10 protein-coding genes are annotated in these 12,712 nt (G+C 59.3%); 6 read left to right on the top strand and 4 right to left on the bottom strand.

The window, feature by feature from the left end; translation table 11 throughout:
- From repC to ACVC7O_RS22365, 4 genes are all read left to right on the top strand, one after another.
- Positions 1–1,266 carry a plasmid replication protein RepC gene (repC, locus tag ACVC7O_RS22350; protein ID WP_458326438.1) on the top strand — a complete coding sequence of 422 codons (1,266 nt, stop codon included), beginning with the start codon at positions 1–3 and terminating at the stop codon, positions 1,264–1,266.
- A gap of 61 nt (positions 1,267–1,327) precedes the next feature.
- On the top strand, positions 1,328–2,491 hold the full coding sequence (locus ACVC7O_RS22355; RefSeq protein WP_458326494.1) for an ATP-binding protein: 1,164 nt from the start codon (positions 1,328–1,330) through the stop codon (positions 2,489–2,491).
- Between the two features lie 270 nt (positions 2,492–2,761).
- Entirely contained in the window at positions 2,762–3,700 is a 939-nt protein-coding gene (locus ACVC7O_RS22360; protein ID WP_458326439.1) for an ArdC family protein, read from the top strand.
- 942 nt (positions 3,701–4,642) lie between these two features.
- Positions 4,643–5,302 (top strand): SOS response-associated peptidase, encoded by a 660-nt coding sequence (locus ACVC7O_RS22365; protein ID WP_458326440.1) that lies wholly within the window; start codon positions 4,643–4,645, stop codon positions 5,300–5,302.
- A gap of 458 nt (positions 5,303–5,760) precedes the next feature.
- Here ACVC7O_RS22365 and ACVC7O_RS22370 read toward each other — a convergent pair whose 3' ends face one another.
- The 3 genes from ACVC7O_RS22370 to ACVC7O_RS22380 form a co-directional block, all read right to left on the bottom strand.
- On the bottom strand, positions 5,761–7,134 hold the full coding sequence (locus ACVC7O_RS22370; RefSeq protein ID WP_458326441.1) for a transposase: 1,374 nt from the start codon (positions 7,132–7,134) through the stop codon (positions 5,761–5,763).
- 161 nt (positions 7,135–7,295) lie between these two features.
- A complete protein-coding gene (locus tag ACVC7O_RS22375) occupies positions 7,296–8,483 on the bottom strand; it encodes an MFS transporter (protein ID WP_458326442.1) in 1,188 nt (395 codons plus the stop codon).
- Positions 8,484–8,487: 4 nt separating this feature from the next.
- Entirely contained in the window at positions 8,488–8,982 is a 495-nt protein-coding gene (locus ACVC7O_RS22380; RefSeq protein ID WP_458326443.1) for an N-acetyltransferase family protein, read from the bottom strand.
- Between the two features lie 138 nt (positions 8,983–9,120).
- Between ACVC7O_RS22380 and ACVC7O_RS22385 the strand changes: the two genes are divergently transcribed.
- Together ACVC7O_RS22385 and ACVC7O_RS22390 are read left to right on the top strand one after the other, a co-directional pair.
- Positions 9,121–10,014, top strand: a complete 894-nt coding sequence (locus ACVC7O_RS22385; protein ID WP_458326444.1) for a LysR family transcriptional regulator — start codon at positions 9,121–9,123, stop codon at positions 10,012–10,014.
- Between the two features lie 208 nt (positions 10,015–10,222).
- Positions 10,223–11,596 carry a transposase gene (locus ACVC7O_RS22390; protein WP_458326441.1) on the top strand — a complete coding sequence of 458 codons (1,374 nt, stop codon included), beginning with the start codon at positions 10,223–10,225 and terminating at the stop codon, positions 11,594–11,596.
- 127 nt (positions 11,597–11,723) lie between these two features.
- Here the strand turns inward: ACVC7O_RS22390 and ACVC7O_RS22395 are convergent, their stop codons facing one another.
- The gene (locus ACVC7O_RS22395) at positions 11,724–12,707 is read right to left on the bottom strand and encodes a GlxA family transcriptional regulator (protein ID WP_458326445.1); all 984 of its coding nucleotides are present in this window, start codon (positions 12,705–12,707) and stop codon (positions 11,724–11,726) included.
- Positions 12,708–12,712: the final 5 nt, after the last annotated feature.

A 12,712-nucleotide genomic window follows, 5' to 3' on the forward strand; every position in this document is an offset into this window, starting at 1 on the left:
ATGACACAGAGCGGTTGGCGCAAGCCGACGCCGGCTCTCGGGACCGCGGATCAGCTGGCCCGAGACGGCGAACAGATTTCCATTGCCAAGACGCGCTGCGTCGTTGCGGCAAAACGTGTGGGGGCCCATATCGGGCTGAAAGCGGCAGATCTTCTTCTGCTCGATATGCTTGCGGCCTTTACCCAGCCCCAGGATTGGGAAGAGGGGCGACGGCCCATCGTCTGGGCGTCGAACGCCTATCTGATGGAGCGGACCGGGTTTTCCCTGTCGACGCTCAAACGCCACGCCCGGCGCCTGTCCGAGGTCGGTGTGATCACCTTCCGAGACAGCCCGAATGGCAAACGCTGGGGCCGCCGCGATGCCGATGGTGTGATTGTCGAGGCCTACGGGTTCGATCTCGCCCCCTTGAGTGCCCGGGCCGCGGAGTTCGAGGCACTGGCGGCCGATCTGGCAGCGGAGCGGACGCTCTGCCAGCGTCTGCGGCGTCAGATCACGATTGCGCGGCGCAGTATCCGGGCGCGTCTCGAGGCGGCGCTGGAGTGCCAAGGACCCATGCCGGGGCTCCGGCGCCTGCAACAGGCCTTTGAGGCGCTTCTGACGTGCCTGCCAGGCCCGCGTGCGGGGGCCGACATGCTTCAGCAACTGGCTGAGCGCTTCGCTGACCTGCTGTCGCGGGTCGAGGAGGTGTTTCTGCGGGAGACAAAGCCTGTGGATCAAAGCATTGAGACGGCCATGAAAATCGAAAATATGACCCCCAGGGAGGTCATTTCTGGTCCTCACATACAAATTACAAAACAACTTCATCCTGTAACCCGTAATTCCTCAGAAAATGAGGAAGCGGGAGCCGTACCACCCGGATCGGCTCAGCCAGTGCCTGTGGCACGGACCGCATCGGACAGTGGTGCAGGGGAGGCGAACAGGCCGCAGGTTGGGATCGAGTTGGGGACCATATTGCAAGCCTGCCCGGAATTCACCTCCTGGGCGCGCGATCTGGGCGGCTATATCCGGGATTGGCGCGATTTCGTGCGGGTCGCCGGTGAATTGCGGCCGATGATCGGGATCTCGGACCACGCCTGGATCACCACACAGGAGCAGATGGGCAAACCCGCTGCTGCGGCTGCATTTGCCTTGGTCTTCGAGAAGGTCCATTCGGGCGAGGTCAACTCACCGGGCGGATATCTCCGGGGCATGGTCGAAAAGGCCGGGGCAGGGGAGCTGCATCTGGAGCGTAGTTTCTTCGGTCGGCTGGGCGAAATGGCGGCGTGAGACCGGGCGTTGCTTCTCGAAATCCTTGCAAATCTTCCACGAGATGGAATAAATGCAAGGTATGATCGTTCGCAATCACCTCAAACGGGTCGAAGACGCCCTCGATGCCCAGGCGGGGGTCGTCCTTCTCGGGCCGCGTCAGGTCGGTAAGACCACGCTCGCCCAAGATATCGCAGAGACCCGCGAGGCGATCTATCTCGATATGGAGCGGATCGCGGACAGGCAGATCCTCGAGGAGCCCGATCTCTACCTCGACGCGCAGATGGGCAAGCTGGTGGTGATTGACGAAGTGCAACTGATGCCGGGGCTGTTCGGCGCACTTCGGGGGCAGATCGACCGCCGCCGGCGGGCCGGGCACCGCACCGGGCAATTCCTGCTCCTGGGGTCGGCCTCCAATACGCTGCTACAGCAAAGCGCGGAATCGCTTGCAGGCCGGGTCAGCTATCACGAACTGACCCCCTTCACGCTGGATGAAGTGGGGCAGGGGGCCTTGCAGAGGCTCTGGCTACGCGGCGGCTTTCCAGACAGCTTCCTGACCCAGTCGGACCGGGCCAGCTTGACCTGGCGCGAGGATTTCATTCGCACCTATCTCGAACGCGACATCCCGAGCTTCGGCCTGCGCATCCCGGCCGAGACGCTCCGGCGGTTCTGGACCATGCTGGCCCATGAGCAGGGCGGGCTCTTGAACGCGGCGAAGCTGGCGGCGGGCCTCGGCGTCTCCGGCCAAAGCGTTGCGCGCTATCTTGATCTGCTGGTGGACCTGATGATGGTGCGACGGCTCCCGCCCTGGCACGCGAATACCGGCAAGCGGCTCGTCAAATCGCCCAAGGTCTATATCCGCGATACAGGCCTGACCCACGCGCTTCTGGGGATCGAGACCTCGGAAGCGTTGCTCGGTCATCCGGTGGTCGGCGGCTCCTGGGAAGGCTTCTGCATCGAAAACCTGATCGCGGCAGCCCCGCGCGGCACGGAAGCCAGTTTCTACCGCTCCTCAGCCGGGGCGGAGATTGACCTGATCCTGAAATTGCCCGGCGGCGCGCTTTGGGCCATTGAGGTCAAACGCACGACCAGCCCCAAGGTCACCCGCGGGTTCCACATCGCCGCAGATGATCTCGATGTGGCGGAGCGGCTTCTGGTCTATGCCGAGACCCGCGAAGTGCCGGGGCAGGGGGGGCTCCGTGCCATGCCGCTCTTGGCCGCAATCGCCCACCTGCGCGCGCTCTAGGAATGGGTCTCCGCCTGGGTCCTCGCCAATTCGCAGCCGTGTTCCGATGACAGGGGGCAGATAACTCCTCGACCCGCCTGCCAGCTGCGCCTCCCGTCAGGCCCCCCGTGCGAGCAGAGGAGCGCGGGCGTGACAGACGCCGCCGCCGGCGCAATGGCCTGCCCGCGCCGGTCGCAGGCGCTCCCCCGTGTTGACCATGCGCCGTCGGCTCACGGCGTCCGTCCTGCCTTTTCGCGTCCCGCACGAGGGACCTGCCGAAAAGAGGACATCATGGCAAAACGACCCGACATCTACACCCGTGTCACCGCGAAGATCATCGCTGATCTCGAAGCCGGGACCCAACCCTGGCACAAGCCCTGGAGCGCCGGGCATCTTGCGGGTCGGGTTTCCCGGCCCCTGCGGCATGACGGGGTCGCCTACCGCGGTCTCAATATCGTCCTGCTCTGGGTCGCCTCGGTCACCAAAGGGTTCGCCGCGCCGACCTGGATGACCTATCGTCAGGCGCTGGAACTCGGCGGCCAGGTGCGCAAGGGTGCAAAGGGCGAGCTGGTTGTCTATGCCGACACCTTCCGCAAGACTGAAACCGACGCCGCCGGTCAGGACCGCGAGGTCGCGATCCCCTTCATGAAAGGCTACACGGTTTTCAACGTCGATCAGATCGAGGGTCTTCCCGAGACGTTCTACGCTGTCCCAGAGCCAGTACTCGACACAGTCGAGCGCGATGCAGCTTCAGCCTCCTTCTTTGCAGCGACGGGAGCCGACATTCGTCACGGGGGAACCCAAGCCTATTACGCTGTCGAGCCGGATTACGTGCAGATGCCGCCGTTCGAAACCTTCCAAGATCCCGAGAGCTACTACGCCACACTCGGTCACGAGATCACCCACTGGACCCGCCATCCCGACCGCCTGGACCGGAGTTTCGGTCGAAAACGCTGGGGCGATGAAGGCTATGCGCAAGAGGAGCTTGTCGCGGAACTGGGTGCTGCCTTTCTGGCCGCCGATCTGGGAACGTCGCCTGATCCGCGCCCGGAGCATGCCGCCTATATCGATCATTGGCTTCGCGGTCTTCGGAGCGATAAGCGATACATCTTCCAAGCCGCGGCACATGCGCAGCGTGCGGTCGATTTTCTGCATGAACTGCAACCGGATCGGGGTGAGGCCGCCGTTTACGCGGTTTCAAAACAGACCTGCCTAAGGGTTCGCAGGTGACGGTCCCGGACCTTCATGGCGCCAATAGGTGGTGGCAGCAACGCGGGCCTCAGCCGCCGTTCACTTTTGGGACTGTGCTGGCGCAGCATTTCTTCACAGTCGAGGCAGACTTTTTTGCGATGCCGCGCACGCCACCGAAGCAGCCGTTAACTGCCGCCAGCCCCGAGGTGAAGGAGTTGCGTTCCGAGGCGTCGGCTCTGAAGGAAGCTTGGCTCAATTCCAGAAGAACGTCTTGGGACTACCCGGCCAAATCTTGTGTGTCTGAGGGATAGCTACAGCGTTTGCATCGCCAGCCATCTCCAGCGCCTCTCCCATGCTGCCAGCCCAGGCATAGCCCTGGCGGCGGTCGGGTTCATCGGTTGAGTGGCAGACCACAATTTTCCAAACGTACTTCATGCGAAGAAGTTGTCCGGAAACTTCGAATAAATGGTTAACAAGGAGCGAGATGAGCGGCCCTGTCATCATCTATTGATGGTTGGACGTTTGATAAGGGCTTGCAGCGACGAGCTGTAGGCCGTTTCCACGGATCGAACGATACAGTCGAAAACCGTGATACTGTCTCACCTCCGCCGCGTTCCTGCCCGATTTGTCTGCCACAGAATTTGCACACATGTGGCAATATTGGGGCGCCTTCGCCTTAGAACGGTCACGATTTTTGGATCACGAAAGGGCGGAGCATGAGACGATTGCTGCTGAAGATCAAAGAAGAGTTGCTCCAGAACTATGAGGTCGTAGTCATCATCATAATGGTGGCGACATTGATCGCCACTTTGTTTGGCTAGAGTCCTCCCCCACCCCTGTTCCGAAGCAATGTTTGGGCCGTCAACAATCACTTTAACAATCTGAACACCTTTGAGTGTTCCAGCGGGCCGTCCGCAAATGTCCTTGATCGGCGAGAAATACGAAGGCCCAATGCGGTGATGGGGAATCAGGCAATGAATTATGTGCAACCTCTACTCAATGACCATGCCGCTCGATGCGATGCGCAACATGTTCGATGTCGCACCAGAAAACTCGACGGTCGGAAACATGGAGCCTCGCCGGTCGGTCTGGCCAAAACACCGGGCACCAATCGTTGTGGCAGACGGCGACATCAGAACGATGAACCTCGCATCCTGGGGTTTTCTGACACCAAACAAGTCCAAGAAAACCGGGAAGTGGCTTAAGCCCACTGCATGGAACAACACCCGAGCAGACAAAGTGTGGTCCACGCCACTTTGGCATGGCAGCTTCAAGAACCGGCGTTGCTTGGTGCCCGCGACCGCCTACGCTGAGGCAACGGGATCTATGCCCGCAACCTATCATTGGGCGAATGTCAAAGACGCAGAGGGCTTTGCATTCGCTGGCATCTGGAAACACCAGATTGGCACGTTCGGTGACACTGACGTTGATGAGACAGTCTTCTCGATCATGACTACGGCGCCTAATGAGTTTGCTCTGCAGTACCACAACCGAATGCCGGTGATACTTGATCGGAGAGACTACGATCAATGGCTTCGTGGGTCCGCTGATGAGGCGCACAGCTTGCTTGGCGGCTTGCCCGCTGATCGGATGCAGTTGATCGGTGAGGGCGAAGGAATGCGCGAGCAGCCCGAAATCTGAGGCTGGACTCGGAACGGATGTTCTTATTATGTTCTCCCCCGTATGCCGCTCATCTCTCAAGTCTATGGCTTCGGTCACCACGTCAAGATTTGTGACTTAAAGGCGGCAGACGTGCTTGAGGTCGTCTGTGGCGTCTGCTCTCACAAATACATGGTTCCGCCATATCAGCTTTACTTGCGGTTCAACCCGTCAATGCCGCTGGTCAACCTGGTCGGGCGTTTTCGGTGTCGGCGGTGCGACTGTCGCGGAAGAGCGAGGTACTATGTCTATCGTGCAGAGTGTTTGGCGACGGAGGTGAGGTGAAAAGCGGCCATCAGATGCGTGTCCGTCTCCGCAAACAGATATCAGGGAGCAGCAGCGAAGACGTTCAAGTTAAAGTCGGCTATGCGGAGATAGTGTTGAAGAAGTCGACGTTTGATTTGTGAACGGCGATGTCCGAAGTGGCTGGGTCGTTCTTCTCAGCCCGATGGTTCTGGTTGCGGGACCAGTTTCGCAAGTTTCCTGAGGTTCTGGGCGGTTGCTGCGAGCTGGAACTGTTCGTATGCGCCTTTGGGTCCTCGAAGTCGCATCATCGGCACGCCGATGTATCGCTTCAGATGGGCGAAGAGCATCTCGACTTTCCGCCTTTGAATGAATGAGGTCATGTAGGCGTCTGTTTTGCGGATATCGCGGGCGACGTCCCGAGCTGCTTCGTGGACTGACCTCATGACGCGTCGCCCGGGATCACCTGGGCAGCATTGTGGCTTCAGCGGGCAGGCATCACAATCATGCTTCGAGGCGCGGTATCGGATGAACCCGTCTTTGCCGCCGTTGGGCTTTCGTGGTTTGGAGAAGTTCCGACGATATGTCCGCAGTTCTTTGTTGCCGGGGCATGTGTAGCTGTCGGTCGCTGGGTCGTAGACGAAGTCTTCCCGGGAGAATGTGCCATCCGTCCGTTTGGATTTATCCCAGACCGGGATGTGCGGAGCGATGCCGCGCTCTTCCACCAACCAGCCCAGCATCTCTGCCGATCCGTAACCTGTGTCGCCAACCAGCTTGTCAGGCGTCATGCTGAAGCGATCCGTGATCCGGTCGATCATGCGCCGCGCAGCAAACGCCTCAGCGGTTCGGATCGGAACCGACGGTTCGACATCCACGATCACCGCATTGTCCAAATCCACCATGTAGTTGGTGGAATAGGCGAAGAAGGCTGCCCCGCCATCTGCCCCTGTCCAGCGTGCGGCGGGATCGACGGGTGAGATGTATTTGGGAACGACTTTGGTTGATGCGCCGAATGCGGCGTCATCCAATGTCTCAAGATATTCTTCAACCATGCGTGTTGTCAGATCGGGCGGCAGCCCCTCCTTGCTATCAATGCCACGGGTCTGGTTCGCATTCGCCGGGATCAAGCTGGCATCAACGCCAAAACTCTCGCCGCCAACTAGGCCTTCATCGATGCAGCGCTGTAGAACCGTTTCAAACAGATGGCGGAACAAGTCGCTCTTTCGGAAACGACCATGCCGGTTCTTCGAGAAGGTCGAATGGTCAGGCACCGGATCAGTGAGATCGAGCCTGCAAAACCACCTGTACGCCAGATTGACGTGGACCTCCTCGCACAGGCGGCGCTCAGATCGAATGCCTTGGCAGTAGCCCAATAACAGCATCCGGATCATCAGCTCGGGGTCAATCGAAGGACGACCGTGTGAGCTGTACGAGGGCGCCAAAAGCGGTCTGACATCAGACAAATCAAGGAAACGATCAATGCCCCGCAGCGGATGATCGTCAGGCACAAATTCCTCAATCGAGAACTCGTAAAACAGCGCGCCCTGCGCCACCTGCCTTGGTCCCATCATCACCGCACCTCCACTCTCAAGACGAGTGAATCAGCGCCCGACCAACCAATCAATGGACTTTTTCAACACTATCCGGACTTTGCAGCCATTCACTCTGTTGCAATGAATGACTGCTTCGGAGCGCAACCTTCGTCCGGTTCGGGAAGTTACATTTTCTGCCTTCACGGTCTTTCCCTTCCAACGCCACTCTCACTCGACGGTAGCGCGAGCGACGCCAGAACCATCAGCGCACCGACCGCCAGAGAAACGCTGAGGATCGCATATGGGCCAAGTTCATCGAGAATATACGCAAAAATCACGGGCGATGCCGCTGACACCATAAAACTCGGCACAAGCAGGACACCAACCATCGCCCCATAGCGGCGGTGATCGAACAGGACGAGCGGCAACGTGCCTCGCGTGATCGTCAGAAGGCCGGTGGCGACGCCATAGATAAACACAAATGCGGCCGCCGTCAGATACATCCCGGCCGCCAGAAACCCGAGCGCGAAGCTGGCGACGATCAAGGCAGCGGCGAATGTGTTCAGAGTGATCGGATGAGCCCTCTGTCCGAACGCCAGCTCCGCCACACGACCGGTGGTCTGCCCGACGCCGCGCAAAGCGGCGACGGAAACGGCCAGCCCGGCCGCAAGACCAAGTTCGGTCAGGACGGTGATCAGATGCGCGGACATCCCGGCGTGCAAGCCGTTCCCGAGCGCGATGATCGTGGCGTAAAGAATGGCTGATCTGGCAAGATTGTCCGTTCGACCCGCATTATCTGTCAGGTCCGGTTCCGAAGGCCGGGATTCTTGCGCGTGGTTATTATCCGGCAGCGTTGCATAAAGTAGCAACAGCACAAGGGCGAAGCCTGCATAGATCAGCGTTGCCCAACGCCACCCGTAGTTTTCGGCCAGAAAATGTCCCAACGGCCAGAAGCAGGTCGCGGCCAGACCGCCAAGAAGCGTGATCTGGGTAATGGACCGCCGGGCTGACCCGCCTTCGATTTTCACGAGCGTTGCGAAGGCGGCGTCATATAGTGTGCAGCGCATGGCAATGCCGAGGCCGACCCATCCCGCGTAGTAAAATAGAGTGCCGTCGCTCATCGCGAGAACCGACAGGCTGGCAGCGCAGAGCATCGCTCCGGCCATGAGAACGGGTCGCCCCCCGAATGTGTCTATGGCTTTTCCAACAAACGAGGACACGGCACCCATCGTGACAAGTGCTGCGGAAAACCCGCCGAAGACGAAGGCACGGGACCAGCCGAGGTCTTCAACGATCAGATCTCCGAATACCCCGACATAGTAGAATGAAATACCCCAGGATATGAGTTGCGCCAGCCCGAGCGCCCAGACCGACTTTCGAGAGATCAAACCGTTACCCGCGTCCCGGAAGGGTCTCGTCACCCTCATTGAGCGGGCGTTGCATGATAACCGTATCGACCCATCGGCCAAGCTTGAATCCGACCGACTGGAGGATGCCGACCTGCCGGAAGCCAAGAGACTTGTGTAACCCGATTGACCCGGCGTTGCCGGAATCCCCGATCACCGCCACGACCTGTCGCCAGGGTCCGCGCTCGCACTCTTCGATCAGCGCAGACAACAGCATCTTGCCGGTGCCGGTCCCGCGCATGTCCTCTGCGACATAAACCGAGTTTTCGATTGTGTGGTTGTAGGCCGGGCGGGGTCGGTGTCGGCTGGCATAGGCGAAGCCGAGGATTTCGCCGTCCAGCTCCGCGACCAGATGCGGCATCCCGAGGGCCAGGACACCCTGACGGCGCTTCATCATCTCCGCCAGATCGGGAGGTTGTTCCTCGAAAGTGGACAGCCCATAGAACACTTCATGCGCGTAGATGAGACGCACCTCGTCCATGTCGCCGTCTGTAGACGGCCGCACTATCTTGCCCATGAAAATGATCTCCGGTCTGAATATCTTCGGGCCTACATTTTCACAAACCTATGAATAAAAGAAGATTTGGCAATTTATGCAGAGCATAAGTATACCTTTGGTATGCGCGATCTGAATCTCGGCCAGCTACAGACCTTTCTTGACGTGACAGAGCTTGGCAGCTTTACCGCTGCGGCGGATCGTATCGGGATCACGCAGCCTGCCGTCAGTCTACAGATCAGGCAGCTGGAGAAGAAACTTGGCCTCCGTTTGGTCGAGAGGGTTGGCAAGACCGTGCGTCCGACGCAGGCCGGGTTGGTCCTGATCGACCATGCCCGCCGTATCGGAGGCGACGTGGAGACTGCGATCAGCGAGTTGGCCAGTTTCAGTTCCGATCAGGGAGGGCGCGTGCGGCTCGGTACTGGTGCCACCGCCTGCATCCATCTTTTGCCGCCGGTTTTCCGCCAACTCAAGGAGCGGTTTCCGTCCCTCCAGATAACCGTGAAAACGGGGGATACACGGGATATCCTGAAGGAGATCGAGGACAACACGCTCGACATCGCCTTCGTGACCCTGCCGATCTCGGGTCGGATGTTTTCCGTGACGCCGATCCTGGAAGACGAGTTTGTATTCGTCAGTGCGGCAGATGATGCGCAATTGAGCACCAGCATTGGCGCGGACGAGCTGACCGGCCTTCCCTTGATCCTCTACGAGGCGGGCGGTCATACGAGAACGCTGGTTGATGGCTGGCTTGCAAGCGCCGGAGTTTCCATCGCACCCGTCATGGACCTCGGCAGCGTCGAAGCGATTAAGGGTCTGGTCAGTGCTGGCCTGGGATGTGCGATTTTGCCGAAATCCGGTGTGGGTGAACACCCCGATCAGTCTGGTCTCTCCATCCGGTCACTTGCACCGCGTCTGGCGCGCGAGTTGGCCGTTGTGACCCGGAATGACAAACCTCGACACAAGGGGTTACGGGAGATGGAAGCAGCACTAAACGCGCTTGGCGGCTCGGATTAGGTCTGCAAACGCGACCGAAGCCGCCATTGGTGCAAGGTGCAGCATCAGTGAAAATGGGCTCGAAGCTGACCTTCACTTCAGAACCGTACCGCTTGCCTTCCTACTATTTGCGTTGGTCAACGTCCACTGTCAGGAGATAGTGTTGAAAAAGTCCATTGATTGGTTGGTCGGGCGCTGATTCACTCGTCTTGAGAGTGGAGGTGCGGTGATGATGGGACCAAGGCAGGTGGCGCAGGGCGCGCTGTTTTACGAGTTCTCGATTGAGGAATTTGTGCCTGACGATCATCCGCTGCGGGGCATTGATCGTTTCCTTGATTTGTCTGATGTCAGACCGCTTTTGGCGCCCTCGTACAGCTCACACGGTCGTCCTTCGATTGACCCCGAGCTGATGATCCGGATGCTGTTATTGGGCTACTGCCAAGGCATTCGATCTGAGCGCCGCCTGTGCGAGGAGGTCCACGTCAATCTGGCGTACAGGTGGTTTTGCAGGCTCGATCTCACTGATCCGGTGCCTGACCATTCGACCTTCTCGAAGAACCGGCATGGTCGTTTCCGAAAGAGCGACTTGTTCCGCCATCTGTTTGAAACGGTTCTACAGCGCTGCATCGATGAAGGCCTAGTTGGCGGCGAGAGTTTTGGCGTTGATGCCAGCTTGATCCCGGCGAATGCGAACCAGACCCGTGGCATTGATAGCAAGGAGGGGCTGCCGCCCGATCTGACAACACGCATGGTTGAAGAATATCTTGAGACATTGGATGACGCCGCATTCGGCGCATCAACCAAAGTCGTTCCCAAATACATCTCACCCGTCGATCCCGCCGCACGCTGGACAGGGGCAGATGGCGGGGCAGCCTTCTTCGCCTATTCCACCAACTACATGGTGGATTTGGACAATGCGGTGATCGTGGATGTCGAACCGTCGGTTCCGATCCGAACCGCTGAGGCGTTTGCTGCGCGGCGCATGATCGACCGGATCACGGATCGCTTCAGCATGACGCCTGACAAGCTGGTTGGCGACACAGGTTACGGATCGGCAGAGATGCTGGGCTGGTTGGTGGAAGAGCGCGGCATCGCTCCGCACATCCCGGTCTGGGATAAATCCAAACGGACGGATGGCACATTCTCCCGGGAAGACTTCGTCTACGACCCAGCGACCGACAGCTACACATGCCCCGGCAACAAAGAACTGCGGACATATCGTCGGAACTTCTCCAAACCACGAAAGCCCAACGGCGGCAAAGACGGGTTCATCCGATACCGCGCCTCGAAGCATGATTGTGATGCCTGCCCGCTGAAGCCACAATGCTGCCCAGGTGATCCCGGGCGACGCGTCATGAGGTCAGTCCACGAAGCAGCTCGGGACGTCGCCCGCGATATCCGCAAAACAGACGCCTACATGACCTCATTCATTCAAAGGCGGAAAGTCGAGATGCTCTTCGCCCATCTGAAGCGATACATCGGCGTGCCGATGATGCGACTTCGAGGACCCAAAGGCGCATACGAACAGTTCCAGCTCGCAGCAACCGCCCAGAACCTCAGGAAACTTGCGAAACTGGTCCCGCAACCAGAACCATCGGGCTGAGAAGAACGACCCAGCCACTTCGGACATCGCCGTTCACAAATCAAACGTCGACTTCTTCAACACTATCAGGACAGAGCCGACCTTTGCTGCGACTGCGCCAATGGCCGCTTTAGCTGATTAGTGCTGACTAAGTTTGGCCTTGCAGCACACCGAATTGATGACGGTACTCTGAGGCCGTTACGCCTGAGACGCGCTGGAATATCTTACTGAACGCGGACGGGTCTTTGTAGCCGACCTCCCATGCAATTTGGTCCAATGGGCGGTTGGTAAGCTCCAGGATGCCCCTGGCTTTGGCGACGCGCGCCAGTTGAATGTACTCAGTCGGGTTGAGCGATGTGGCTTTGGCAAACCGGCGCATGAAGGTTCGCTTACCCAGACTTGCGACCTCGGCGAGGTCGCTCAGGTTCAACGGTGCAGCCAGATCAGCGTGGATGTGGTGCTGAACGCGCAGGATCGCCGCATCTGAGTGATCGAAATCAGGGACAAACTCCGTGAACGGGAGTTGCGAGGCACGCGGCGGCTGAACGACCAGAAACCGCGCGGTCGAGAGCATCGTGCTGCGCCCGAAGAAGCGTTCGACCAGGGTCAGCCCAAGATCGGTCCAGGCAAGGATGCCGCCCGCTGAAATCACGTCCCCATCATCCAGCACCAGGTTTCGGTCAGCGACCTCAATGTCTTCGTGGCGCTCTGCAAGTTCTTTGGCGAAGGCCCAATGGGTCGTGACCCGCCTGCCGTGCAGCAAACCGCTTTCCGCGAGAACAAACGCACCGGCGCAGATCGAGCAAACCCGGCTGCCCTCTTTGTGTCGAGAGCGCAGCCACTCAGTCTCTTCCGACATGGACTGCATATTGCCCGGCATCACGATACTGGGCGGCGCGATGACGTAATCAAGCCGATGGGGCTGACCTGGGTCGGAATCCCAGATGCATGTCGGCTGTCCGTGATCTTCGGCACGCCAATGCGTCACGCGAACCTTTCGAGACGCGTCCCCGTCGGCCCATTCGCCCGCAATCCTGAACAAGTCTGTGAGGCCGTAAATCGCCGACAGCTGGCAGTCGGGGTAGACCAACAGTCCGACCTCAGCGACCCAGCCGGTTTTCGCATTTGTCACTTTTG

The organism is Roseobacter cerffii (genome assembly GCF_054226325.1).